The organism is Microvirga lotononidis (assembly GCF_034627025.1).
Lineage (GTDB): Bacteria > Pseudomonadota > Alphaproteobacteria > Rhizobiales > Beijerinckiaceae > Microvirga > Microvirga lotononidis.
In genome coordinates, this window is record NZ_CP141050.1 from 325,252 (window position 1) to 349,849 (window position 24,598).

General features: G+C 62.4%; 23 protein-coding genes. 15 read left to right on the forward strand and 8 right to left on the reverse strand.

Going from position 1 to position 24,598, the window contains the following annotated elements:
• Positions 1-20 precede the first annotated feature (20 nt).
• Positions 21-305: a response regulator gene (locus tag U0023_RS31230; protein WP_009490396.1), complete on the forward strand. Its 285-nt coding sequence runs from the start codon at positions 21-23 to the stop codon at positions 303-305.
• 161 nt (positions 306-466) lie between these two features.
• Here U0023_RS31230 and U0023_RS31235 read toward each other — a convergent pair whose 3' ends face one another.
• From U0023_RS31235 to U0023_RS31260, 6 genes are all read right to left on the reverse strand, one after another.
• Positions 467-787 (reverse strand): hypothetical protein, encoded by a 321-nt coding sequence (locus tag U0023_RS31235; protein WP_009490395.1) that lies wholly within the window; start codon positions 785-787, stop codon positions 467-469.
• Positions 788-893: 106 nt separating this feature from the next.
• Positions 894-1,622: an SDR family oxidoreductase gene (locus U0023_RS31240; protein ID WP_009490394.1), complete on the reverse strand. Its 729-nt coding sequence runs from the start codon at positions 1,620-1,622 to the stop codon at positions 894-896.
• A 21-nt stretch (positions 1,623-1,643) separates the two neighbouring features.
• On the reverse strand, positions 1,644-2,903 hold the full coding sequence (locus U0023_RS31245; RefSeq protein WP_009490393.1) for a sugar ABC transporter permease: 1,260 nt from the start codon (positions 2,901-2,903) through the stop codon (positions 1,644-1,646).
• Complete coding sequence (locus tag U0023_RS31250) at positions 2,900-3,724, reverse strand: ATP-binding cassette domain-containing protein (RefSeq protein WP_009490392.1); 825 nt, start codon at positions 3,722-3,724, stop codon at positions 2,900-2,902. Before U0023_RS31250 ends, U0023_RS31245 begins: the two co-directional genes overlap by 4 nt.
• A gap of 82 nt (positions 3,725-3,806) precedes the next feature.
• Positions 3,807-4,883, reverse strand: coding sequence for an ABC transporter substrate-binding protein (locus U0023_RS31255; RefSeq protein WP_009490391.1), 1,077 nt, complete (start codon positions 4,881-4,883; stop codon positions 3,807-3,809).
• An 84-nt stretch (positions 4,884-4,967) separates the two neighbouring features.
• Positions 4,968-5,945: an AraC family transcriptional regulator gene (locus tag U0023_RS31260; RefSeq protein WP_083861336.1), complete on the reverse strand. Its 978-nt coding sequence runs from the start codon at positions 5,943-5,945 to the stop codon at positions 4,968-4,970.
• A 213-nt stretch (positions 5,946-6,158) separates the two neighbouring features.
• Between U0023_RS31260 and U0023_RS35820 the strand changes: the two genes are divergently transcribed.
• Complete coding sequence (locus U0023_RS35820; RefSeq protein ID WP_407667469.1) at positions 6,159-6,260, forward strand: hypothetical protein; 102 nt, start codon at positions 6,159-6,161, stop codon at positions 6,258-6,260.
• 892 nt (positions 6,261-7,152) lie between these two features.
• A complete protein-coding gene (locus U0023_RS31265) occupies positions 7,153-9,927 on the forward strand; it encodes an autotransporter family protein (RefSeq protein WP_009490389.1) in 2,775 nt (924 codons plus the stop codon).
• Between the two features lie 90 nt (positions 9,928-10,017).
• On the opposite strand, the gene U0023_RS31270 is transcribed toward U0023_RS31265, so the two are convergent.
• Positions 10,018-10,440, reverse strand: a complete 423-nt coding sequence (locus U0023_RS31270; RefSeq protein ID WP_009490388.1) for an Lrp/AsnC family transcriptional regulator — start codon at positions 10,438-10,440, stop codon at positions 10,018-10,020.
• 129 nt (positions 10,441-10,569) lie between these two features.
• On the opposite strand from U0023_RS31270, the gene rocF reads away from it, so the two are divergent.
• From rocF to U0023_RS31290, 4 genes are all read left to right on the forward strand, one after another.
• A complete protein-coding gene (gene rocF / locus U0023_RS31275; protein WP_009490387.1) occupies positions 10,570-11,571 on the forward strand; it encodes an arginase in 1,002 nt (333 codons plus the stop codon).
• Positions 11,572-11,665: 94 nt separating this feature from the next.
• On the forward strand, positions 11,666-12,733 hold the full coding sequence (locus tag U0023_RS31280; protein WP_009490386.1) for an ornithine cyclodeaminase: 1,068 nt from the start codon (positions 11,666-11,668) through the stop codon (positions 12,731-12,733).
• Positions 12,734-12,987: 254 nt separating this feature from the next.
• Entirely contained in the window at positions 12,988-13,473 is a 486-nt protein-coding gene (locus tag U0023_RS31285; protein WP_009490385.1) for a GNAT family N-acetyltransferase, read from the forward strand.
• Positions 13,474-13,580: 107 nt separating this feature from the next.
• Positions 13,581-14,450 (forward strand): polysaccharide deacetylase family protein, encoded by an 870-nt coding sequence (locus tag U0023_RS31290; protein WP_009490384.1) that lies wholly within the window; start codon positions 13,581-13,583, stop codon positions 14,448-14,450.
• 4 nt (positions 14,451-14,454) lie between these two features.
• Here U0023_RS31290 and U0023_RS31295 read toward each other — a convergent pair whose 3' ends face one another.
• Complete coding sequence (locus tag U0023_RS31295) at positions 14,455-15,384, reverse strand: LysR substrate-binding domain-containing protein (protein ID WP_009490383.1); 930 nt, start codon at positions 15,382-15,384, stop codon at positions 14,455-14,457.
• Between the two features lie 121 nt (positions 15,385-15,505).
• Here U0023_RS31295 and argH point away from each other — a divergent pair, with 121 nt between their 5' ends.
• The 8 genes from argH (at position 15,506) to speB (ending at position 24,156) form a co-directional block, all read left to right on the forward strand.
• Entirely contained in the window at positions 15,506-16,912 is a 1,407-nt protein-coding gene (gene argH / locus U0023_RS31300) for an argininosuccinate lyase (RefSeq protein ID WP_009490382.1), read from the forward strand.
• A 108-nt stretch (positions 16,913-17,020) separates the two neighbouring features.
• Positions 17,021-17,881 (forward strand): ABC transporter substrate-binding protein, encoded by an 861-nt coding sequence (locus U0023_RS31305; protein ID WP_009490381.1) that lies wholly within the window; start codon positions 17,021-17,023, stop codon positions 17,879-17,881.
• 24 nt (positions 17,882-17,905) lie between these two features.
• A complete protein-coding gene (locus U0023_RS31310) occupies positions 17,906-18,898 on the forward strand; it encodes an NAD(P)H-quinone oxidoreductase (protein WP_009490380.1) in 993 nt (330 codons plus the stop codon).
• A 25-nt stretch (positions 18,899-18,923) separates the two neighbouring features.
• Positions 18,924-19,769 (forward strand): amino acid ABC transporter permease, encoded by an 846-nt coding sequence (locus U0023_RS31315; RefSeq protein WP_009490379.1) that lies wholly within the window; start codon positions 18,924-18,926, stop codon positions 19,767-19,769.
• Between the two features lie 13 nt (positions 19,770-19,782).
• Positions 19,783-20,571 (forward strand): amino acid ABC transporter ATP-binding protein, encoded by a 789-nt coding sequence (locus U0023_RS31320; RefSeq protein ID WP_009490378.1) that lies wholly within the window; start codon positions 19,783-19,785, stop codon positions 20,569-20,571.
• A 31-nt stretch (positions 20,572-20,602) separates the two neighbouring features.
• Entirely contained in the window at positions 20,603-21,445 is an 843-nt protein-coding gene (locus U0023_RS31325) for an ABC transporter substrate-binding protein (RefSeq protein ID WP_009490377.1), read from the forward strand.
• Between the two features lie 89 nt (positions 21,446-21,534).
• Entirely contained in the window at positions 21,535-22,935 is a 1,401-nt protein-coding gene (locus U0023_RS31330; RefSeq protein WP_009490376.1) for an MmgE/PrpD family protein, read from the forward strand.
• 186 nt (positions 22,936-23,121) lie between these two features.
• Complete coding sequence (gene speB, locus U0023_RS31335; protein WP_009490374.1) at positions 23,122-24,156, forward strand: agmatinase; 1,035 nt, start codon at positions 23,122-23,124, stop codon at positions 24,154-24,156.
• Positions 24,157-24,598: the final 442 nt, after the last annotated feature.

Sequence of the window (24,598 nt, forward strand, 5' to 3'; positions counted from 1 at the left end):
GCCCTTAGGAACAAAGACCGTTGCTTGCGCTTTCGTCGGGCATGCCTGGCCCGAATCCCCACCCGCGTGCTCTCATTCTGGTCGTCGAGGACGAGACACTCGTCCGGATGACCCTCGTGGATGTGCTGGAAGATGTCGGCTTCAAGGTGATCGAGGCCGCTCATGCCGACGAGGCGCTGCGGGTGCTGAGTACCGTCTCCGACATCCATGCGGTGGTCACCGACGTGGAGATACCACGGGGCAGCATCGATGGCTTTGAGCTGGCCCGCAGGGTCTGTTTGGATCGGCAGGACATCGGGTCCTGATCGCGTCGGGACGAGCCGCGCCCAAAGCCGGTGACCTGCCGGAAGGAGCCCTGTTCCTCGGCAAGCCGGTTCATCCCGAGACGCTCGTGCGGCTGCTCAAAACACTCCTGCCCTTGGATCAGGCCTGACGTCCGGGAGAACCTCTCCGCCGGGCTGTCGGCTCATGACCCCCGAAGCTCTGGCGGAATGGCGGACGTCGGTTCATGATCGTGGTCGATCGGCACGAGGAAGATCATGAACACGCCATCCTCGTCGCCGTCCGTCCCGTCAAGGTCGAGACTCGGAGCGCCGAAGGCTTCGGTCTCCTGCGGTGGGGCCGGCCGGATGACCATTGGGACTCGCCCGTCCCACAGCGGCGTCCCGTCGCTGGTCATCGCCATCAGGTCCTGCCGGAAGGCATTGCTGTTGACGATCTCCCATGCCAGGGACCCGTTCGCATCCGTGATGGCGATGGCCGTACCGTCGATCTCAAGGGTGAACATGGCTTTCTCCTACCGGTGCCGACATCGATGCCGAGAAAATGGTTTGCCATGAGCGTTCACTCATCCAGAGAAGGTTGTGAGAGACGATGTCTTGCGCAGGCGCGCACTACAGGTCGTTGCTCTGCGGCAGGATGACTAGATCGCGAATGGTGACGTTGCGGGGTCTCGTCAGCATGAAGAGGACCGCTTCGGCCACTTCCATGGGCTGCATCAGGCCGCCTGCGGCCAGCTCCGCATCCAGCTTGTCCTTTGGCCAGTCCTTGATCAGGGCCGTGACCACAGGTCCGGGTGCGACGGCGCCGACGCGTAGGCCGTACGGGGCGACCTGTCGTCGGACCGTATGCACGAAGGCCTGTATGGCGTGTTTGGAGGCGGTGTAGATCGGCTCCCACACCACGGGGACCAGGCCTGCGATGGAGCTTGTCACGATGATGTCGCCGGTCTTGCGCTCCACCATATGCGGAAGCACGGCATGGACGGAGCGGAACACAGCATTGATGTTGAGATTCAGCATGCGGTCCCAAGCATCGGGATCGCCTTTCAGAATCTCACCGCCAACATAGGAGCCGGCATTAGCGTGAAAGATGTCGAGCTGGCCTGCCTGCTCGAGGATCTGCGGCATCATGCGCGAGACGCTCGCCGGATCGGTGACGTCGGTGCGCAGGGGAAGGGCCTGCGGGCCAAGTTCGGCGCAGACGGTTTTCAACGCTTCCTCGTCGCGGTCGACCAGCACGACCCGCGCACCTTCGGCGAGGAGGATCCGGGCGCATTCGAGGCCGATGCCGGAGGCCGCTCCGGTGATGGCGGCAACTTTTCCGGATAGTTTCTCACTCATGATTTTTCCTTCGTCTTGGTTTCAGGCCCGACCATGGGATACGCGCGAGCGACGCGCTAAGGAGTCGACGATGACTGCAATGGCCAGCACGGCGCCAGTGATCATGTACCGGAGCGATGAGGAGAGATCGAGGAGCGTCAGTCCGCTTGCGATCGACTGGATGACGATGATGCCGAGCAGGGCCGAATAGGCGCTGCCGCGGCCGCCGAACAGGCTGGTCCCACCGATGACGGCGGCGGCGATGGCGTTCAGATTGATGTCGCCGGTGCCCGCCTGCTGGCTCGCGGACGCAAGACGCGCGGCGGAGAGAATGCCTCCGGCCGCGGCAAGGCCCGAGCAGAGCATGAACGCGGTCATGTAGATGAAGCGCACATTGATGCCCGCGCGGCGCGCGGCCTCACGATTGCCGCCGACCGCCAGCATCTGGCGGCCCCATTTCGTGCGCGTGAGGGCATAGTTCATTATCACGACGAGGCCCACGAAGAGGCCGAACATCCACGGGATACCGCGATCGAGGTTGAGGTAATAGACGACGAATCCGAGAACGACGGTGACCAGAACGCAGCGCAGGAGCAGGCTGGTCAGCGGCTGAGGCGACAATCCTGCTTCGCGCCTCCGGGCTGCAGTGCGGTAGCCCAGCACGAACATCACGATCCCGGGGAGAGCCGCAAGGGCGTAGGAAACGGGATCCGGCATCACGAGCAACTGGCCGAAGTTCACCAGGGGCGCTTCATAGGGCAGGTTGATCGAGCCGGTGGAGCCGAGCAGGTAGAGCTGCAGGCCCAGGATGGACAGAAGGCCCGCGAGGGTCACCACGAAGCTCGGCATACCGAAGCGGTTGAACAGGACCGCATAGAGCGCGCCTATCAGAACGCCGAAGACGAGCGCCGCCAGAATAGCGATCGCGACGGGCCAGCCCTGGTTGACCCACAGCACGCCGATGAGCGCGGATGCGAATCCGCTGACCGATCCCACCGACAGATCGATTTCGCCGACAATCAGGATGCACACGATTCCGAGCGCGATCACGCCGACCGTCGAGCAATCGAACAGAAGATTGACGAGATTGTTCGGCGCCAAGAACACCGGATTGAGGCTTTGAAAGACTGTCCAGATGATCGCCAGGCCGACCACCACCGGAAGCGAGCCGAGATCGCCGGAGCGGATCCTGTCCCAAAAAGCGCGGGCCGAGCCACCGATGCCTTCCGCGTGCTTCACGCGCTCGTCCCTGCGGTCGAGAAGCGGAGCGGCCTGCGCGTTCTGCTCTGCACCCTTGGTCATGGGCGTTCCTCCAGTGCCGGGCCTTGCGTGCTTTGCGCTTGGCGTCGGCTGGCGCGGCGCGAGACCGAGTTGTTCGCCGCGCCCGTGATGGCGCTGACGAGTTCCTGGTTCGACGAATCGGGCTCGAAGACGCCGTTGTTGCGGCCGAGCCTGAGCACGACGATGCGGTCCGCGACGGCGCGCACGTCCTCCATGTTGTGGCTGATCATGATGACCCCGAGGCCCCGATCGCTGATGCGCTCGATCAGGTCGAGCACCTCGGCCGTCTGCGCGACGCCGAGGGCGGCCGTGGGCTCGTCCAGCAGAATGAGCTTGGGCTCGAGCAGCAGCGAGCGCGCGATGGCGACGGTTTGGCGCTGGCCGCCCGAGAGGGAGGCTACGGGCTCCCGCACGCTGGGGATGCGCGCGGACAATTCGTTGAGCAGGGTCCAAGCCTTCAGCTCCATGGACACCTCGTCGAGCCGGTAGGGGCTGAGCTCGCGGCCGAGGAAGATGTTGGCGACCACATCGAGGTTTTCGCACAGGGCGAGATCCTGAAATACGGTCGCGATCCCGAGGGCGAGCGCCGCGCTGGGATCGGGGAGTGTCACCGGCTTGCCGCGGAAGGTGATCGATCCGGAGCTCGGCTGGTGCACTCCCGCCAGGATCTTGACGAGCGTCGACTTGCCCGCGCCGTTGTCGCCGACAAGGGCCACGACCTCACCTGCATGCACGTCCAGATCGATGTCGGTCAAAGCCGAAACGGCACCGAAATGCTTCGAGATGCCGCGCAGGCTGAGCACTGGTTCGCGCGTATTGCGCGGCTCCTGGGTTCTGGCCATTCTTCCTCAACTCCGCAAGCGCCTTGCCGGCGCCACGCATGACGTCCGGCTGCCCGTAAGGCAGCCGGACGGAGTTCGCTGTTTACTGGGTGATGCCCAGCTTCTTGCAGCCTTCCGCATAACGGCCCGAGCAGAGCTGTTCGGCTGTATTGATGTTCTTGTTGATGATCTCCGCCTTCAGGTTATCCGCCGTGATTACGGCAGGCACGAACAGCTTGGACGGCGTGTTGAAGAGCGTCGTGTCGGCTTTCGGCGTTTCGCCGCCCAGGAGTTGAATGGCGACATTCGCAGCGGCGGCGGCCACGATCTCGCTCGGCTTGGAGATCGTGTTGTACTGATCGCCGGCGATGATCAGCTGCAGGGCCGCAATCGTCGCATCGTTGCCGGTGACGGGCGGAACCGGGTTCATGCCGGCAGCCTTGAACGCCGCGATGGCGCCGCCTGCCGTGCCGTCATTTGCCGCCACCACGCCGAGAATGTTCTTGTTGAAGCGGGTGATCTGGCCGCTGGCCCATTGCTGCGCCTTCGGGGGCGCCCATTCCGGCGTGTCGAATTCCGCCAGTATCGGGTAGCCGCTGTTGTCGAGACCCTCGTGGATACCCTTCTTGATCAGGCCCGCAGCCGCGTCGGTCGGTGAGCCGTTGATCTGCAGAACTCCCATGCCGCTCCCGGCCGTGACATTGGATTTCTTCAGGTGCTGCACCAGCGAATCCGCGATGGACTTGCCGATGGCCTGATTGTCGAACGAGACGTAGAAATCGGCCTTCGCATCGGGGATTGGGCGATCATAGGCAATCACCTTGATGCCCTGGCCCTGCGCTTGCTTCACCAGCGAGGCGGCTGCGGCGGAATCGACCGGGTCGAGCACGATCACCTTCGCACCCTGCGAGACCGCGGAGTTGAATTGCTGCTGCTGGCGCGACACGTTCGCATCGGCATTCTGATAGATGACCTTGCAGGTCGGGCAGAGCTTTTCCATCTCGGCCTTGAAGCCGGGGAAGTCGTGCTCCTCATAGCGGGTGGAGGCCTGATCGGGCATCAGGAACGCCACCGTGGCGTTGGTCAGCTTCGCGTTCTGGGCCATGGCAACGCCGGTTCCGACGAGCAGGGACAGAGTCAGCGTCGCGAGGCCGCCGAGTTTCCATGAAGACTTGATCATTCGTTTCTCTCCCATTTGTACTTGTTGTAGGGCAGGCGAACCGCCTGTCTCGTGGACAGGACCATGCCGCTCCCCGGTGCGCCCTCAGCAGAGCACTTCTTCCTGCGGGCCCTCGTGCGGGGCCCGGCCGTTCTCTCGTGGATTGAGGTGGTATTGTCTGGCGCCTCCCTGAGAAGACATGGCCGTCTTGGCCGCGTTGCCGTTGTCGAGCAGAAGACGCCGGAACTGAGAGGGCGTCATGCCTTTTTCGGCCAAGAATTGGCGGTTGAAATTGGACAGATTATTGTAGCCGACCTCATAGCAGATGCTGATGATCGAGGCCTGCTCGTCACTCATCAGGATTTGGCATGCGAGATTGATGCGTAATCGCTTGACGTACTGCACCAGGGACATGCCCGTGTGCTGGCGAAAGGCGCGCGAGAAACTGCTTGTCGATTGGCTGGCAATCGCCGCAAGATTCGCCTCGCCGAAGGGCTGTGTCAGGTTCTCGCGGATAAAGGCAAGCGCCTTGTTAATCCCGACAGACATGTACCCCGACGGGTCAGGCAGGTAGCTGGCGCTGGCCAGCATCCGCGATCCCGTCACACGGCTCAGCAATCCGGCGATCAACATGAACAATTCAATGCGGCGCACGCCCTGTGCGTCCATCATCTCGGCCATCAGAGGAGCAATCTCATGGCTCGTCTCCCGGCTGAAGAGAACCCCGCGCCGGGAGGATTCCAGGACCGGCGACAGCGCTGCGAGTTCAGGCAGCGCCGTCATGGCTCCGCTGATGAAGCCCTCGCTGAACTGGATGATGCGGCAGCGGAGGGGAACGACCCTGTCCTTTGGAACATCGCTCACCCAGTTGTGCGGAAGGTTCGGTCCGGTGAGCACCAGATTGCAGGGATCGAATTCGCCGATGAAGTCGCCGACGAAATAGCGCCCCTTGGTGGCAACCACCTGATGCAGTTCGTATTCGGGATGAAAGTGCCAGCGCACCGTGCGATAGGGATAGCCGTGCGACCAGGCGGCGAACGACTCGCCAGGCCTTATCTGAACGACTTCTAGATCCGGCTCCATGTCCGTTTCCTCCAGGTCGATGCGGATGGCCGCAGCGCCCTTCGCTCCCAGCCGGCCGACTTTGTCTCGGCTCTTGCTGGCACTGACGGTAATCTCCGGCACCGGCACGTGCCAGCACGTTTTTAAGTTCTCGCCGATACTTTTTTGACATTCGGCGACGAAGATCTCATCAATATGGATGCAGCATGCTTTTCCGGAAGGCCGGGCGGCCTGATGGAGACGGTGATTGCTTGTGAGGACAAGGACGGCGATGCTCACGCAATCGCACTCCTCCATTTGGCCCGTATTCTCCTTGTCGTGCTCACGTTGCCTTAGGCAACCGGCTGGCGCCATCGATACCCTCGTGACCACCCAAGATGTTCCGAGTCCTTCGTATCTGTTATAATATTAAGAAAAGGCCATCGCGCCCTGGCAATCCAAGAACTATCTCCGTCGTAGACCGGCATATTCACGGAACGCAAAGGAATCGTAGTGGTGCGTAGCCGCGACGCCGCACATCACCTGCGCCACGCCACCTTTGAGTAGCACACTGAAGTGCCGACGTTCGCAAAGCGGCCGGAACGTGAAATTTTGACCCGATCCAGACCTTAGCAGCATCCACGTGATGAGGCCGCTGGTCTACTGGGATGAGTATGTCAGGAACGTCAGGCTGGCAGGAGCGCCCTCCACTCTATCCTGGGGCCGAACGACTCCGCCACCAGGATCTCCGGGGCAAAGGAGCGACGCGATAGGCCAGCCGCGGGTCGCTCGTCGCCGTCGTATTCGAAGGCGCTCGGCACTCCCGCGGCTCTCATGTCCTAGGATGATCTCCACAAAAGCGCAAAAATTTGGCTGCAACCACCGATCCGACTGGCGATGACGCAATAAGCCCCAGGGCAAGTTCGGTCGAATTCTTCATCCGCTAATCGAGACAGACACGCTCAGACACTTATTTTGAGGTATACGAACAAGTTCCTGAGGCGCACGGACAAGTGGTCTCAGGAAAATAGTGCTATAGCGCCTCCAAAGCTCGCCAAACGCGTCGCGGCCATTCGCCGCGAAGGTATGAGCGAACAGAGTTTTCCGAACGGGGGCAAGCGTGGGGCACAACCGCAACTCGCAGGACCAGTTATCATTTTTCCCTCTGAGAGTAAGCACTCCTGGTGCCCACCTTGTCAGGCCAGCAGCGGCGCTGCGTCTGCGACGTGCGTTCCGCCACGCGCTGTTCATGACAACTGCTCTGGTGGGCATCGTCATCCTTGCCGCTACCAGCCCCATGTCGGCGAGGGCGGATGGCGGCCGCGGCGGCGCTGGCGATTCGGCCGGCAAGGTATCCGGTGGGTCCGGAGGCAGTGGCAGCACTGGAGCAAACGGCGGGATCGGCGCCGAGTGGCAGGCTGGCGCTGATGGCGGCGGGGGCGGGGGCGGAGGAGCGGCTGGCGGCGGTAAGGGCGGCCAGCCCGGCACACGCGAAGGCCTCCCGCGCAACCCGTCCGCTGGCGGCGCCGGCGGAACGGCGGGCTCTTCGCGTGGCGCCAATGGTGTTTCGTCTTCCGATGCCTACACCGGGGGCGGGGGCGGGGGCGGGGGCGCGCACGCGGCTGATGTTGCAGCAGGTCCCCTGCCGACCCGAGATCTCTGGGGTGGCAGAGGCGGCAACGGCGGAGACAGTATGGGGGCTGGCGGCGGTGGAGGCGGGGCCGGCGGGTTCGGTGCGGTCGTCAGGTCCACAGCACACGTGATTGTCGGTCACGATTACGTCGGCGGCAGCGGCGGCTGGGGCGGTAGAGGGGATCTTGGTGGTGCAGGCGGGGATGGTGGGGTCGGCCTTTATCTTGAGGGCGCTTCTAACACTGTTATGGTCACACGCTCCGGCACCGTAGCGGGCGGAAGTGGTGGCACAGGTGGCGATGCATTTCTTTGGCAAGCCGGCGACGGAGGAGATGGTGGGGCGGGCATCGAAGCCAGCCACACCGTCATCACCAACCAGGGCACCGTCCTCGGCGGCGATGCCGGATACGGTGCAAAAGGCCCGCGCGATCCCGGTATCAACGGAATTGCCGGTGCTGGTATTGCAGGAGCAGACCTGTCGATCACCAACTCTGGCAAGATCTCGGGTGGCTACAACGTTGGCATGACCTACGGGACCGCAATCAACTTCACGGGCGGAACCAATACGCTCACCCTCATGGACGGCTCCGTTATCAACGGAGGGGTGAACCTCGCCACGGGCAGTCTTACGGTTACAAACGCGTCTGGTCAGACGCTACAAGGCGGCATTTCTGGCTCCGGCTCTCTCACCAAGAACGGACTAGGCGTATTGACCCTGACTGGGCCAAGCAGCTTTTCCGGAACCACCATCATCGACGAGGGCCGCCTAGCAGTGGACGGCTCGCTGTCACAGTCCATCATCACGGTCTCAGGCGGCTCATTGAGCGGCAGCGGTACAGTGGGCGGGATCGCGGTCCAGAGTGGCGGCATGGTCGCCCCAGGCAACTCGATCGGCACACTGAATGTCAGAGGCAATGTCCGCTTCGCGCCGGGTTCGATTTACCAGGTCGAGATCAACCGCTCTGGGCAGTCCGACAGGATCGCGGCCACCGGCACTGCCACCCTGAATGGCGGCACGGTGCACATTCTCCCGGATCAGGGCCGGTACTCGCTGTCACCCTACACCATCCTGACCGCCAAGCAGGGCGTGACGGGACAATTCACAGACACCAAGGTGGAGCACCAGTTCGCGTTCCTGAACCCGGTTCTCGATTATGGGCCCGACGCCGTCACACTGACCCTGCTCGAGCGGAAGGGTGAGCCGAACGACAACGATAAGGGTGGTGGCCTGATCTTCAACTCCGTGGCCGAGACCCGCAACCAGTACCGTGTTGCGGACGCGGTCGAGAGGCTGGGCTTTGGCGACGCGCTGTTCGACACCGTGCTCGGCACGAGTGAAGAGGGCGCCCGTCAGGCCTTCAACGCGCTCTCGGGTGAAGCCCATGCATCTGCCGCGACCGTGGCCTATGGCGATGCCCAACTGGTACAGAATGCGATCCTCCACCGCCTGCGTCAGCCGATGGGCTCCCGGCCCAGCTTGGCTCAAGGCTCATACAGCGCGGCCTATGCGGCCGCCCGAACTGGGGCTGGTTCGCAAGCGGTTGCCGTTGCGTCGATCTCTGATCCGCGCCGCTTCGCGCTCTGGGGCGAGGGCTTCGGCTCCTGGGGCCGGATCGGCTCGAACGGCAATGCGGCCGGTCTGGAGACGGCCACGGGCGGTTTCATTCTCGGGGCCGAGGCGACGATCGACGAGGCCTATCGCATCGGCATCGCAGGCGGCTTCACCAGCACGTCCTTCGATATTGATGGCCGCCTCTCGTCCGGCACGAACGATAGCGTCTTCGGCAGCATCTACGGTGCGGCGAAGTGGGATGCCATCAATGTCCGCCTCGGAACTGTCTTAGCTTCCCATGACATGGACGTGAGCCGCACGTTCAGCTTCCCGGGTTTCTCCGATCAAGCTAATGCATCCTCCGCCGGTTCGACCCTGACGGCCTTCGGCGAGATCGGTTACGAGTTCGCTCTCAGCGGTGTGACGGTCGAACCTTTCGTCGGCGCGTCCATGATGCGCCTGCACACGGACGGCTTCCGGGAGGAGGGCGGACCAGCCGCGCTGATCGGCTACGGCCGCACCTCTGAGCTCGGCACGACCATGTTCGGCCTTCGGGCCGGGACGCGCCTGAGCGATGAGCTTCCGTTCACCCTGCGCGGCATGGCCGGTTGGCGGCATGCCTTCGGCGATGTCGAGCCCGCCGCCTTACTGGCCTTCTCAGGTGGCGCCTCGGCCTTCACGGTTGCGGGCATCCCGATTGATCGGAATGCACTGGTGGCGGAAGCCGGGCTCGATTGGCAGGTCAACGAGGACATGACGCTCGGCGTCTCCTACTCTGGCCAGATTGGATCGCGCGCTCAGGAGCATGCGCTGAAGGGTGACTTCACGTGGCGCTTCTAAGAGAAGATGCCCGCTGGAGCGGATAACCCTCGTAGGGAACTGGAGCGTTCAGCCCAAACCTCGCGCCAATGTCTCCTTGTGGCACCAACCTCAAAGCTCGTTCAATAGGATGCTGGTTTCGGAGTGCGTCACCCCTGGGATCTCCCGGATGTGGCTTATGATGCGATCCAGGCTGGCGAGATCCGTTGTTGAGATATCGACCACCAGATCCCATCGACCATTGGTGGAATGAATCGCGGCCGCAGCGGGGATCCGCTTCAGTGCTGCCACGACGGCGCGTGCGTCGCCTGCCCGGATCTCCACAGCCGTCACTGCCCGGACGATGTTGGCTTCCGCCTCTGCCGAAAGACGCAGCGTGAAGCCTCGGATGATCTGGTCCCGCACCAAACGGTCGATCCGGTTCTGCACCGTGCCGCGTGAGACGCCGAGGATACGGGCGAGGGTCGCAGCGGGGAGGCGGGAATCGCCTCGCAGGAGTTCGATCAGACGTTGGTCCGTTTCATCCAGTCGCATTTGACTTGCCGTTTCGCTAACTAACTTGACATAATGCACATAAATATCACGAAATCTATCGCTTCGTTGGCTTCCTGTTGAACAGGCTATTGGTCATGCTTCGCCTTTCAACAGACGAGCTTCCACTCCATGACCTTGTCCTTCGATGCTGCATTGTCCGCGAAATCCTCGGCTGTGGCCCAAGCCGTTGGCCTGATCGGCGTACCCTTCGGTCTTGCCGCCAGCGTACCTGGTACGTGCCTGGGGCCTGCCGCTGCACGGATTGTAGGCCTCGCCGAAGCACTCTCCGGTCTTGGCCACGAGGTCGTCGACCGTGGGGATCTCGCTCCGGTTCGGTCGCATTCCCGGACGTCCCGAGACATCTCCCGCCTGGGCAACCATGCCGAGGCCGTATCCCACTGGGTCGAGGCGATCCATGACGAGACGCTCGCCGCCCTGACTGAAGGGCAACGCCCTCTCATCATCGGCGGGGACCATAGTGTCTCCATGGGCTCCGTCAGCGCCGTGGCCCGTCACGCCGCCCGCGATGGCAAACGCGTGGCCGTCCTTTGGATCGACGCCCATCCCGACTTCAACACCCCGCAATCCTCGCCCTCAGGCAACATGCACGGCATGAGCCTCGCGTTCCTGGCCGGCGACGAGGATCTTGCCGAGATCATGCGCGGGCGCGCGTTCCCGGCCATCCTGCCGACGGATATCTCCGTCATCGGGGCCCGCTCGATTGACCAGGAAGAACAGGAGGCGATCGCGGCCGCCGGCGTGCGATGCCACGACATGCGGGCGGTGGACGAGCACGGCATCCGCTACCTTGTGGAGGATGTCCTGGGCAGCATCGATCCGACGACGACCCACCTGCATGTCAGCTTCGACCTCGACGTTGTCGATCCAGCCCTCGCACCAGGCGTTGGCACGCCAGTTCCCGGAGGCCTGAATTACCGGGAGGCGCATTACATCATGGAGCTGCTCCACGACTCCGGCCTCGTGGGATCCCTCGATGTGGTGGAACTCAACCCAATGCGCGACATCCAGGGGCAGACCGCCAGCCTCATGGTCGACCTCGTCGGCAGCCTGTTCGGCAAGGCCATAACACTTCGGTCCCGCCAGCCGGTTGGGCTTTCCCGCGCGGCCTGACCCCAACGCTCGCTCTGGAAGCGTGCAAGCATCTCCACTGTGCCCGCTGACCCGATCCTGCGGCGTCAGCGGCCAGTTACAGGATTCAAGGACCATGGACAGCAAGCTCAACATCGTTCCTTTCGTCAGCGTCGATCATATGATGAGGCTCGTGAACACGATCGGCGTGGAGCGCTTCCTCACCGATCTTGCAGCCTATATCGAGGAGGACTTCCGCCGCTGGGAACTCTTCGACAAGACACCACGCGTGGCTTCCCACAGCATGGATGGTGTGATCGAGTTGATGCCTACGAGTGACGGGCAGCTCTACGGCTTCAAGTACGTCAACGGCCATCCCAAGAACACGCGTGATGGCCGGCAGACGGTTACGGCCTTCGGTGTCCTGGCCGATGTCGGCAACGGATATCCAACGCTACTGACCGAGATGACGATCCTGACGGCGTTGCGTACGGCAGCCATGTCGGCGGTGGCCGCCAAGTACCTCGCTCCGGAAGGGGCGGATACCATGGCCGTCATCGGGAACGGAGCTCAGTCTGAGTTCCAGGCGCTCGCCTTCAAGGCCATCCTCAATATCCGCAGGCTCCGTCTCTACGACATCGACCCGTCGGCTAGCCGCAGGTGCGCCAGGAACCTTGCCGGCCTGGGCTTCGATGTCACTATCTGCGCCACTGCCCAGCAGGCGGTCGAGGGCGCGCACATCGTTACCACCGCCACCGCGGACAAGCAGACTGCGACCATCTTGAGCGACAACATGGTCGGAGCCGGCGTCCACATCAACGCAGTGGGGGGAGACTGTCCCGGCAAGACGGAACTGCACCGGGGCATCCTCCTGAGGTCGGACATCTTCGTCGAGTTTCCCGAGCAAACCAGGGTCGAGGGCGAGATCCAGCAGCTCGCCGCAGATCATCCCGTGACGGAGCTGTGGCAGGTGATCGCCGGGAAGGTCGCAGGCCGCACGGGTGAGCGGCAGATCACGCTATTCGATTCCGTCGGGTTTGCGATTGAGGACTTCTCGGCCCTGCGCTACGTGCGCGACCAGCTCAAGGCGACAGGCCTTTATCAGGAGCTCGATCTCCTGGCCGATCCAGACGAGCCCCGCGATTTATTCGGCATGCTGTTGCGGGCTGCAAGTTCGGGCAAGTTGGCCGCCCTCAGTGCCTGAGCGTGACAGGTAACCCGGGATTTGCCAGAGATTCCGCAGAGCCGGTCACTCCGCTCCTGCGGTTGAACCAAGCACCGGTGGCGGTAACGACCTCTGCCATTGACCGGTTGGCCCGCACTGTTGGAGGATCACATCGGCGACTGTTCATTGTCCATCGAAAGCGGGGCGGTGTTGACATGGGAGATCATCTGACACCCTTTGCAGTCGTCAGATAGCTGATTAACATAGTTTGAGTTCTTGACTGAGGCGAACCAATGGTTGACGAGATCCGGTTTGCGAACATTGACGACGCCGCTGCCGTGGCATCGCTGGTGCGGGACATGGATCGTCATTACCGTCCGGGCGAGGAACTCCGACCCGAGGCCGATTATCGCCGTATTATGGAAGAGACGATTACCAGCCATGAAGGCACGCGTTTCGTGCTCGCGCGGGATGCAAGAGGGCAGAATGTCGGCCTCGCATGCGTGGCGATCCTGCGGCCCGGTCGTGACCTGCGGGGTCTGCTGTACCTGAAGGACCTCTTTGTGGTTGAGGAAGCCCGAGGACTCGGGATCGGTACCCGCATCATCCGCTTCCTTGCAGCCTTTGCGGTCAGGAACGAGATCGGACGGATGGACTTCACGACGGATCACGGCAATGTCTCGGCGCAGCGACTCTACGATGGGCTCGGAGGTGTCGTGAAACACAAGGTGCACTATACCATGCCGACAGAGGTGTTGGGTGCTCTGGCCGCCGAATGAAAGACCTCCTGAGAGCGGCCTATTCCATCTGCGACTAGCGGGATGGAAAACTATTCAATTGCCAAATCCGATCGAGCTGACAGCATCAGGCGCTTGCGGAGATTGCCATGTCGACTGACCCCACACCACGCCCAGCCAATCCGGCTCCCCCGGCTCCTGAATTCCCGTGGCCAGACGGCAAGAGGTGCGCCCTGTTTCCTGGCTTCGATGTCGACGCCGAGTCCGTCTGGCTTGGCATGGACCGCCGCAATGCGGACCGCCTCGTCACTATGTCCTATGGGGGTTACGAGGCGCGTGTCGGCATTCCGAAACTGCTGGAGCTCCTGGCCCGATACGAGGTCAAGGCGACTTTCTTCATCACCGGATGGACCGCCGAGGCGCATCCGGTAGCCTGCGAGGCCATTCTCAAGGCCGGCCATGAGATCGGTCACCACGGCTACTGGCACCTGCGGCCCGAGCCGGGTAATCTTGCCACGATGGTGGAAGAAGTGGATCGCGGCTTCGATGCGCTCAAGCGCGTCCTTGGCGTGAAACCCATCGGCTACCGCGCGCCGTCCGGCGAGAGCTTCACAGAACTCCTCGCGCTGCTGCGGGATCGCGGCATTCGCTATTCGAGCTCCTGGCGCGACGATATCCGGCCCTATCGTCATGTCCTGCCGACGGGTCCCGGTCCCATCGAGATCCCTGTGAACTACAGTTTCGACGACTGGAATTTCGGCATCACGCACCGCATGAGTCCGCGTGCGCTGTTCGGTCGTGAGGAAGTGCTGTCGATCTGGCGTGATGAGTTCGACCAAACGCGAGAATGGAGCGGTGTTGCCACCATGATCATGCACCCGCAAGTATCCGGTCGTCCTATGCGCTACAGGATTCTCGAGGAATTCCTGCAATATGTCCGGCGTTACGACGACGTGTGGTGGACGACGGGCCGCGAGATCGCCGATCATTTCGAGGCATGCGAGAGCGCTGCTCGATAAGTCTTCAAGAGCCGACTGCCCGTGTGTTGGTGCCTTCCATGGGCTCCGTTTGCCGCGCCTCGTGAAGAAGCCATTCGCACAAGGTTGCTAGGCCGCCACTGACGGGCTTGGTTGCCTGCGTCGTCAGCCAGTAGCAATTCCGACTCTGGAACCCGAGACCGAGCGGATTGACCAACTGACCGCTTTCCATCTCGTCAGGGATGAGGCTGCGCGGCACCAGGGCAAGGCCTTGCCCGCCGATCGCCGCACGGATAACGAGGGAATAATAGGCAAATCGCGTAATGCGGATCGGCGCGAAATCGTGGAGGTTGGAGGCTTCCGCGAAGTCGTTCCAGCGCAAGGGTGTCTGCCGATGTTCCAGCACAGGGAAACGGCGGATATCCTGGACGCAATTGATCCCGCCCGCTCGGTCGATGAGGTGGGGTGCCCCAACCAAGATGACGTCCCGACCTAGGAGATAGTCGGCTCTCCAGCCTGGCCAATTGCCTTCGCCGAAGCGAAAGACCGCATCCGCCTCTTCCACGGTGTCGGCTGCCGCATAAGTCGTGAACTCGACCTCGATCTCCGGATGCAACTCGGCAAAGCGCGAGAACCGAGGAATGAACCAGCGATCGCCGATGATGGGGAGCACGTGCACAAGGATCGCGGGCTGGGCCCGATGCAGGGCGGCTACACGGACCGCCGCCGTCTCCAGGGCGCCAAGGGCAATTCGCGCCTGTTCGATGTAGATCACCCCGGCCTCTGTGGGCGTCAGACCCTGGCTGGTTCGTTCAAAAAGAGGTGTCCCCACCAATGTCTCGATGCTTTTGAGCTGCTTGCTCACGGCACTTTGGGTCAGATGAAGCGCCTCGGAGGCCGCCGACGCGGTTCCGTGTTGGGCGAGCGCCGCCACGACCCGCAATCCGATCGTGCTGGGTAGGTGAGTTCTAGGCATTGGACTCCGGCCCCGAATGCAACAACGACACTATTCCATTTCCGACTAGCCTCTCGGAAATCAATTCAATTGTCCATATTGGAAACGGGTGCAAGCATCCTCGCAACTTGGAGGATAGCCAATGACAGAAACCGTCAGACTTTGGGGAGCGCGCTTCCGGACGCCGCCATCACCGGCACTGATGCGCCTCTCACGCGCCCCGCAGAATTACTTCCGGCTTGTTCCCGAAGATCTGCGCTCCTCCATCGCTCATGCGAGCGAACTGGTCCGTGCCGGAATTCTCACCCAGGACGAAGGCGACAAGATCAGCGAGACGCTGACGGCCATCGGCAACGATTTTGCCGCGGGAACGGTCGCGCCATCCCACGCTGATGAGGATGTCCATACATTCCTCGAGCGTGTGCTCGTCGAACGCCTCGGTGCCATGGGCGGCAAGCTTCGTGCCGGCCGCTCGCGCAACGATCAGGCGGCAAACGATCTCAAGCTCCACCTGCGGGGAGTTGCGAAGCAGATCACTAGCGACCTCCTTTCGCTTCAGGACGCCCTGATTGCACAGGCGAGCGAACATCAGACTACGCTCGCGCCGGGCTTCACGCACCTCCAGCCGGCCCAGCCGGTCACCTTCGCGCATCAGCTCCTTGCCCACGCGCAAGGCTTCTCGCGCGACATCGAACGCCTCCAGGATTGGCATCGCCGCTCCTCCCGTTCACCCTTGGGTGCCGCCGCGCTGGCAGGCTCCGCGATTGCGCTCCATCCTGAGCTGTCGGCGAGGGAGCTTGGCTACGATGCACCCTGCGAGAATTCCATAGACGCGGTCGGCAGCCGCGACCATGTCGCGGAATTCCTGTTCGTCTGCGCGATGATCGGGGTCAATCTCTCGCGTCTGGCGGAAGAGGTGTTCCTCTGGTCGTCACGCCAGTTCCGCTGGGTGGTGCTCGACGACGGCTATGCCACCGGCTCATCGATCATGCCGCAGAAGAAGAATGCGGACATTGCCGAGCTCACCCGTGGCCGCGCAGCACGCCTGATCAGCGGTCTCAACGCCATCCTAACGGCACTGAAGGGACTGCCCTTCGCCTACAATCGCGACCTCTCCGAGGACAAGTGGGCTGCTTTCGAGGCCATCGATACCCTGGGATTAGTCCTGCCCGCCATGGCGGGCATGATCGAGACGATGCAGATCGATGCCGCTCGTCTCAAGGCGCAATCGACCGAAGGCTTCACGCTGGCAACGGAGGTGGCCGACTGGCTTGCCCGCAACGGCATGCCCTTCAGCGAGGCACATGAGATCACGGGTGCACTGGTCCGTTACTGCGAGGAAAACGGTCTTGAGCTCTCCGACCTTACGCCTGCCGACCTCGGCGCTGTGGATTCGCGGCTCGGCGAAGAGATGCTCGGTCATCTGACGCCCGAAGCAGCCGTCGCCGCACGAGCAGGATATGGCGGAACCGCACCGGCACGCGTGGCCGAGCAGATTGAACGACTGAAGGAGAATGTCTCGCGCCAGCGTGACTGGGCAAAGGCTTGAGCCGAGGGCCGGCGAGGGGAAGTGCCCGGCTCCAAGCTCTCTTAGACAAAACCAACGAGCTGCGGACGGAACCGTGGCCCAGATCTAACCAATGGGAACCTTGAAACAATGAATACACGTAATACGCTTATCGGGACTCTCTACAACGCTGTGGTCGCGACGGCTGTTGTCGCGCTGCTGCCGGTCGCGGCAATGGCGCAGGACGGGGCCCTGCCGGAGAAGATCAAGGCTGCCAAGGCCCTCGTGGTCGGCATCGAGGCCACCTATCCGCCGATGGCGTACAAGGATCCGAAAACCAACCAGCGGGTCGGTGTCAATGTCGACCTCGTCGAGAGTATCGCGAAGGAACTCGGGGTCTCAGTCAAATGGGAGGAGATGAGCTTCGAACAGCTCATGACGTCCCTCACCACCGGCCGCATCGACATGATCGGCACCGCGATCAGCGATCTCCCGCCGCGGCGTGAGAAGCTGACTTTCGTCGATTATCTCGTCACGGGAGCGCAGCCCTTCACGACGGTCGCGAAGCAGGATGCAATCAAATCTGAGATCGACCTTTGCGGAAAAACCGTGGGTGCGCCACGTACCACGAACTACTTCCCGGTCGCGCAGGCGTGGAGCGAGAAGAATTGCGTCGCTGCCGGCAAGCCCGCCGCGACCATCAATGGCACGGCTGGTGCTACGGCTACAAGGCTCGATCTAAAGCAAGGCCGCCTCGATGCGGCGGTGCTCGGCCCCGAGTACGTTGCCTATCTGATGGCCGACGAACCCAACACCTATGCCCTGGCAGGCGAGCCTCTGATCAAGACGCTCTTCGGCTTTGCCTTCGATAAGAAGGACACTGCCTTGCGGGATGCGGTCGCGACGGCCCTGAGGGCTACGATCAAGAATGGCAGCTACCAACAGGCGTTGCAGAAGTTCGGCCTCGAACGTCAGGCCGTGACCGAAGTGACAATCGACGCCGGTAACTGAGCCGATCCAACTTCGGAGACGAACATGCGCGCTGTCATTCTGCCCCACACCGGGGGGCCGGAGGCCTTGGTCTCAGCTGAGGTTCCCGACCCGCATCCATCATCCGGCGAGGTTGTCATCGACGTTCACGCGACTGCGCTGAACTTCGCCGATCTCTTGCAGCGGAAGGGAACCTACGGCACACCGGCGAGCCTACCCGGCATCCTCGGCATCGAGTGCTCCGGGACGATCCACGCGATTGGCCAGAACGTGCAAGGCTGGAACGTCGGGGATGAGGTCTGCGCATTGGTTTCCGGAGGAGCCTATGCCGAGAGGGTGGCGGTTCCCGCCACCCAACTCCTTAGGCGGCCACATAATGTCGACATCATCGCAGCGGCTGCGCTGCCCGAGGCCGCTTGTACGGTGTGGTCCAACATCATCGACATTTCCGGACTCGCGGCCGGGGAAGTCGTTCTCGTTCATGGCGGCGCCGGAGGGATTGGCACCTTCGCCATTCAGGCCAGTCGGGCCATAGGAGCGCGGGTCTTCGCCACCGCCGGCGGCGGCGACAAGATGCAACGTTGCATTGATCTAGGAGCCGAGCGGGCCATCTCCTATCGCGACGAGGACTTCGTCACGATCATCAGAGACGAAACAGCCCAGCACGGCGCCGACGTCATTCTGGACAACATGGGCGCCGCCTATCTCTCCCGAAATATCGACGCACTTGCCCCAGATGGACGGATTGCGATCATCGGCCTCCAGAGTGGGCGTGACGCTCAGATCCCCCTCGGCCGCATGATGGCCAAGCGTGGCTCACTCTTCACGACGTCCCTCCGGGACCGTCCCCTGGGAGCCAAGGCTCGGATCGTGGAGGGCGTCAGGCGGGATCTGTGGCCGCACGTGGAGAGTGGGCGTATCCTGCCGACGGTCGATAGGATCTTCCCTTTTGCCGAGATGGCCGTGGCGCACCGGTACATGGAATCTGGACGGCATGTCGGCAAGATCGTCGTGACGGTTAAAGAGAAACACGCGTAAAAGGCCGCGGAGGAGGAACCAACCCATGACCGATACGGTCTATCAAATCAGTCACCTTACGCTCGTCCCGAAACGCCATTACGGACGCATGATTGCCGCCGTGCTCGTCCTGACGGTGCTTGCTGTCGTCATTCATGCTTTCGCCGTTGGTCAGATCGAGTGGAATTACGTCGCAGAGTTCCTGACCGTCCCGGTGATCATGAAAGGTCTCGTGAACACCATCGTCATGGCGATCCTCGCCATGGTGGTCGGCATTGTGCTTGGAATCGTCTTCGCGATCATGCGCCTGTCGGACAACCCGGTCCTCTCCATGACGGCGCTGGGCTACGTCTGGCTCTTCCGCGCCATTCCAGCCCTGCTGCAATTGCTGTTGTGGTTTAACCTTGCCCTGGTCTTTCCGACCATCGGGATCCCTGGCCTTTTCTCGGTCAACACCGTGGACGTGATGACCCCCTTCGTCGCGGCCCTCCTCGGTCTTGGCATCCAACAGGGCGCCTTTACCGCCGAGGTTGTACGCGCCGGACTGCTGTCGGTTGACCGTGGGCAATATGAGGCGGCGCAGACAATCGGCATGACGCGGCTTCAGACGCTGCGCCGGATCGTTATGCCCCAGGCGATGCGGGTTATCGTGCCGCCGGTCGGCAACGAGTTCATCGGCATGGTCAAGCTGACATCCCTGGCCAGCGTCATTCAGTACGCGGAGATCCTCCATAGTGCGCAGAACATCTACTACGCCAATTCGCGGGTCATCGAGCTCCTGATCGTTGCCGCGATCTGGTACCTCGTCGTGGTTACCATCCTCAGCCTGATTCAGGGCCGTATCGAGAAGTACTTCTCGAAGGGCGTGGCTGGGGCCGGAAACACGAAATAAGGAGCAGCAGGATATGGATATGCAGAATCTTTCCGCCAATGCTCCGCTCGTGGTCGCCGCCGATGTCCGCAAGCAATTCGGCTCTCTCGAGGTCCTGAAAGGCATCAACGTCACTGTGCCGAAAGGTGAGGTGCTGTGCATCATCGGCCCTTCCGGGTCTGGCAAGAGCACCTTCCTGCGCTGCATCAACCAGCTCGAACGCATCGACGGTGGTGCGATCTGGGTCGGCGGCGAGCTCGTCGGCTTCCGGCGTGAGGGCGACAACCTTCACGAACTCGATGACGCACAGGTCGCACGGCAGAGACGCACCATCGGGATGGTTTTCCAGCGTTTTAACCTGTTTCCGCACCTCACCGTGACCGAGAACATCATCGAGGGTCCTGTACAGGTGCTGAGGGAAAACAAAGCCGAGGCGAAGGAGCGCGCCCACGCATTGCTGGAACGCGTGGGCCTGATCGACAAGCGCGATATCTATCCCGTCCATCTCTCGGGCGGGCAGCAGCAGCGCGTCGCGATTGCCCGTGCCCTTGCCATGCGCCCTCAGCTCCTGCTCTTCGATGAGCCTACCTCGGCGCTGGACCCCGAGCTCGTCGGCGAGGTCCTGAACGTGATGCGAGACTTGGCGCACTCTGGGATGACGATGATCGTTGTGACCCACGAACTGGGATTTGCCCGCGAGGTCAGCCACCGCACGGCCTTCATGGATCAAGGGCAACTCGTCGAGATCGGGGACTCGCGCTCCGTCCTCGCGAGCCCGCAACAGGCACGCACCCGCGAGTTCATCTCGGCCGTGCATAAATGAGAGCAAAGCTAACCAGGGAAGGAACCCGAACATGAAAACGATGACAATCCTCTGCTCACTTGCCACTCTGCTGGTTGCCGGCGGTGTGGCGATGGCGCAGCAATTGCCCGAGCGAATTGCTACCAAGAAGACACTGGTGGTCGCGAACGTGCCGAACTATCCGCCTCTCGAGTTCAAGGACCCGAAGACGGGAACGCTCACCGGCCTGGACATCGACCTCGGCAACGCGCTCGCGAAGAAGCTCGGCATTGAGATCAAGTGGGAGGAGATCAGTTTCGAGCAGATGGTCAGCGCCCTGACGACCGGCCGCGCCGACATGATCCTTTCAGGCATGAGCGATCTTCCAGGCCGCCGGGATACGCTCGACTTCGTCGACTACCTGGAGTCCGGCGCGCAGTTCTACACGACGAACGACCGCAAGGATCAATACAAGACCCTGACCGACCTGTGTGGCAAGACCGTCGGCGCAAGCCGTCGCACGTCGTTCCCGAACGAAATGGAAACCTGGAGCAAGACGGCATGCGAAGGTGCCGGCAAGCCGCCCCTGAAGATCGTCGGCACGGAAGGTTCCGCGGATGCGCGAACACAGCTTCGACAGAAGCGTCTCGATGCCGCGGTCCAGGGGTCTGAGACCCTGCCGTACCTGTTGAACCTGGAGCCGAACACCTACGCCATCATCGGTGAGCCTTTCACCTCGGTCTATCAGGGTATGGCCTTCGCCAAGAAGGATACGCAGCTCCGTGACGCAGTCGCCAAAGCCTTCGGTGAGATGATCAAGGACGGCACCTATGCGGAAGTGCTCAAGAAGTGGGAACTGTCTTCCGCCAAGGTCGAGAAGGTCATGATCAACGGCGAGGCCGGCAAAACGCAGTAACCTCCCAACGCACCGCCGGCCGTATCTGACGCCGGCGGTGCATGTTCGGAGCGCGGCTTCGATGGTCATTTCGACAGGATTCATTGCATATGAGCACGCATGCCCCGGCATCGCGCACGACCGCGCTCGCCCAGTTCGTCACCTCTGCCACGCCGATGGATCTGCCTGAGCCGACTCGCGTCAAGGCAGCACGCCATGCCCTTGATACGCTCGCTTGCGGTGTCGCAGGGGCTGCGTCGCAGGAAGCCCAGTCCACTCTCGACCTGATCCTGGCAACTGAGCAGCGAGGCGGAGTGCCGGTCTGGGGAACGAGCGAAGGTCTCTCCGTTCGCTCCGCTACCCTCGTCAATGCCATTGCGTGTCATGCCTTCGAACTCGATGATACGGGTGGATGTGACCATTCGGGAGCCGTCGTGCTGCCCGCCGCGCTGGCAGCCGCCGCGCTGGCGGAGCATCCGGTCAGCGGCGAGGAGTTCCTTCTCGCGGTCGTCCTCGGCTATGATGTTGGGCGCCGCGTTCTCGAAGCCTGTGGTGGGTACGAGCCACACAATGAGGCAGGGTGGCATTCCACGGCGACCTGCGGAACCTTCGGTGCGGCTGTCACCGCTGCGCGCATCCTTCGGCTCGATGCGACACAGGTTGCCCATGCACTCGGCCATGCCGCGAGTTTCAGCGGAGGATTGTGGGCCTTCATCCACGATGGCAGCCAGACCAAGCGCATTCACGCCGGCCGGGCCTCGGAAGGCGGCGTCCTCGCGGCACTCCTGGCGCGCGCTGGCGTCAGTGGCCCGTCTGCGGTCTTCGAGGATGTATGGGGCGGCTTCCTGACAACCTTCGCGCCCAAAACTGCCCGCCCGGACGTGTTGACACTAGGGCTCGGTGAGAGCTGGCGCCTGGAGCGTGTCTCCCTGAAACCTTACGCATCCTGCCGCGGGACCCACTCATCGATCGATGCATTGGGCCTGCTTCTCGATCGGAGCGGTTCGGCCGAGCATGATGTAGAGCGGATCGAGGTCCGGCTCAGCCCGTTTCTCTCCAATATGTGCGGTGGGCGGGACGTTCAGACGCTGCCCTTCGCACAGATGAGCCTGCCCTATGCTCTCGCGGCAAGGCTCGCCCTCGGACAAGCGGGTCTATCGGCCTATGCTGCCGAGGAGCGAGACAGTCCACGGCTTCGGACGGTGATGGAGCGGGTTTCCCTGATCGTCGACCCCACAATCGCCGCCAACGAGGAGCCTTTCGTACGGATCGTGACACGGGATGGGCGAACGGACGAGGCGCGGGTGCCGAAGGCACTCGGATCGCCGGCGAACCCAGTCCCCGATGACGCATTCCTTGCGAAGATCAGAAGCCTCTCGGGGATGGCTCTCGACGGGAAACGCACCGAGCGCCTGATCGACGGCGTGCTCGGGCTGTGGGGCCAAGAGGATGTTCGGGCACTCAACCATGCCCTGCTTTCCGATCGACCACGCCCGCCGCTTTTCCGATAGACATTCGACGTGCCGGAGAAAGCCAGCATGGACCAGAAGAGGTTCGAGAATCGCGTCCGCCACCGGGACAGGCTGGCCGATCTCTTCCACGGGCAGCCGGATGCCGTTGCCGCCGTTTCCCGTCGCCGCTGGAACCGGAAGGCCTAACCCGATCACCCCCATCTGAACAGAGGACGAGCTGAAGCCATGGTTGATTCCAGAAAGCTGCAAGCCCTTCGCGAGAAGTATGCCAATGCCTCGGGCGGGGACATCTTCAATCCGCTCTTTGCATCCGTGGCCCAAGCCCAGTTCATGGGGTCCGACAGGCGCAAGTGGCCCTTCGCAGGGATTCCCACGCTACTCGATGCGCCCTACCGCGCGGATGCCCAGGACCTGCCCGACTTCGGCGGCCTCGACGTCGCGCTCGTCGGCGTCCCGATGGACTTGGGCGTGACGAATCGCAATGGAAGCCGCTTCGGACCACGTGCGGTGCGGACCATTGAGCGGGTCGGCCCATATGATCATGTCCTCAGGTGCGCACCCTTCTCCAAGGCAAGGATCGCGGACATCGGCGATGTGCCAATGCAGAGCCGCTACGACCTCGCCCTCTGCCATGCCGACATCGAGGCCTTCTACAAGCGGCTGGTGGAGGCCGGGGTGCGGCCGCTGTCGGTCGGTGGCGATCATTCGATCAGCTCATCCATCTTGAAGGCCGTGGGCGAGAGACAGCCCGTTGGAATGATCCACATCGATGCCCATTGCGATACCGCAGGTCCCTATGAAGGCGCCAAGTTCCAGCACGGGGGCCCTTTCCGCCTAGCAGTCCTGGACGGAGTGCTTGATCCCGAGCGCACCATCCAGATCGGCATCCGCGGCGGAGCGGAGTACCTCTGGGAATTCTCCTATGAAAGCGGCATGACGGTCATCCATGCCGAGGAAGTGCCGAGGATCGGGATTGAGGCTCTAATCGAGAGGACCCGTGCCGTTGTCGGCGACGGTCCCACCTATCTGTCCTTCGACATCGACAGCGTCGATCCCGGCTTCGCACCCGGGACGGGCACTCCCGAGGTGGGTGGCCTCACACCGCGCGAGGTGCTGGAACTCCTGCGAGGCCTGAAGGGGATCAACTTCGTCGGCGGCGACGTGGTCGAGGTCGCACCACAGTATGACGCTACGACAAACACGGCTCACGTGGCGGCGCAGGTGCTCTTCACCATCCTGTGCCTGATGGTCGGCGATTGAACGCGACGGACGCTTGGATTGGGCATTTCACCACGAGTGGAACGTAGGTCGATCCGATGAGACCGAGCAAGAGGCTGATACGATGACAACGAACGCCGACCTCCTAACCAGACCCAATGCCGCTGTCATCCGTGGCATCGGGCATACGACCCGCTCTCGGCTTCCCGCGCCCGGATGCCTTGATCCAAGTGTACTCTTGAAAAAGTGCGAAGGGCTGCTTCTAGCACTGGGCCGACCTTAGCCTTGTTTCCGCAATGGAGCGGTATCGGGACCTTCGCAGAACCTCGCCAAAGGACCCGGGATGACCCAAAGCTGCCCTTTGCAGGTTTGCTGCTTCAGATCCAAGGCGGTTGGATGAAGTGGTTCGGGAGCCTTCCTTCGAAGCTGAGCGAGCGAATGGGGGATGTCACATTAACCGAGTATAGCCATTGAGCTGGTCGAC

Bases quoted from the DNA above. Each gene is read 5' to 3' on its own strand.
- U0023_RS31235 (WP_009490395.1), bottom strand. From the start codon at position 787: ATGTTCACCCTTGAGATCGACGGTACGGCCATCGCCATCACGGATGCG.
- U0023_RS31240 (WP_009490394.1), bottom strand. From the start codon at position 1,622: ATGAGTGAGAAACTATCCGGAAAAGTTGCCGCCATCACCGGAGCGGCC.
- U0023_RS31245 (WP_009490393.1), bottom strand. From the start codon at position 2,903: ATGACCAAGGGTGCAGAGCAGAACGCGCAGGCCGCTCCGCTTCTCGAC.
- U0023_RS31250 (WP_009490392.1), bottom strand. From the start codon at position 3,724: ATGGCCAGAACCCAGGAGCCGCGCAATACGCGCGAACCAGTGCTCAGC.
- U0023_RS31255 (WP_009490391.1), bottom strand. From the start codon at position 4,883: ATGATCAAGTCTTCATGGAAACTCGGCGGCCTCGCGACGCTGACTCTG.
- U0023_RS31260 (WP_083861336.1), bottom strand. From the start codon at position 5,945: ATGGAGCCGGATCTAGAAGTCGTTCAGATAAGGCCTGGCGAGTCGTTC.
- U0023_RS35820 (WP_407667469.1), top strand. From the start codon at position 6,159: ATGGAGACGGTGATTGCTTGTGAGGACAAGGACGGCGATGCTCACGCA.
- U0023_RS31265 (WP_009490389.1), top strand. From the start codon at position 7,153: ATGACAACTGCTCTGGTGGGCATCGTCATCCTTGCCGCTACCAGCCCC.
- U0023_RS31270 (WP_009490388.1), bottom strand. From the start codon at position 10,440: ATGCGACTGGATGAAACGGACCAACGTCTGATCGAACTCCTGCGAGGC.
- rocF (WP_009490387.1), top strand. From the start codon at position 10,570: ATGACCTTGTCCTTCGATGCTGCATTGTCCGCGAAATCCTCGGCTGTG.
- U0023_RS31280 (WP_009490386.1), top strand. From the start codon at position 11,666: ATGGACAGCAAGCTCAACATCGTTCCTTTCGTCAGCGTCGATCATATG.
- U0023_RS31285 (WP_009490385.1), top strand. From the start codon at position 12,988: ATGGTTGACGAGATCCGGTTTGCGAACATTGACGACGCCGCTGCCGTG.
- U0023_RS31290 (WP_009490384.1), top strand. From the start codon at position 13,581: ATGTCGACTGACCCCACACCACGCCCAGCCAATCCGGCTCCCCCGGCT.
- U0023_RS31295 (WP_009490383.1), bottom strand. From the start codon at position 15,384: ATGCCTAGAACTCACCTACCCAGCACGATCGGATTGCGGGTCGTGGCG.
- argH (WP_009490382.1), top strand. From the start codon at position 15,506: ATGACAGAAACCGTCAGACTTTGGGGAGCGCGCTTCCGGACGCCGCCA.
- U0023_RS31305 (WP_009490381.1), top strand. From the start codon at position 17,021: ATGAATACACGTAATACGCTTATCGGGACTCTCTACAACGCTGTGGTC.
- U0023_RS31310 (WP_009490380.1), top strand. From the start codon at position 17,906: ATGCGCGCTGTCATTCTGCCCCACACCGGGGGGCCGGAGGCCTTGGTC.
- U0023_RS31315 (WP_009490379.1), top strand. From the start codon at position 18,924: ATGACCGATACGGTCTATCAAATCAGTCACCTTACGCTCGTCCCGAAA.
- U0023_RS31320 (WP_009490378.1), top strand. From the start codon at position 19,783: ATGGATATGCAGAATCTTTCCGCCAATGCTCCGCTCGTGGTCGCCGCC.
- U0023_RS31325 (WP_009490377.1), top strand. From the start codon at position 20,603: ATGAAAACGATGACAATCCTCTGCTCACTTGCCACTCTGCTGGTTGCC.
- U0023_RS31330 (WP_009490376.1), top strand. From the start codon at position 21,535: ATGAGCACGCATGCCCCGGCATCGCGCACGACCGCGCTCGCCCAGTTC.
- speB (WP_009490374.1), top strand. From the start codon at position 23,122: ATGGTTGATTCCAGAAAGCTGCAAGCCCTTCGCGAGAAGTATGCCAAT.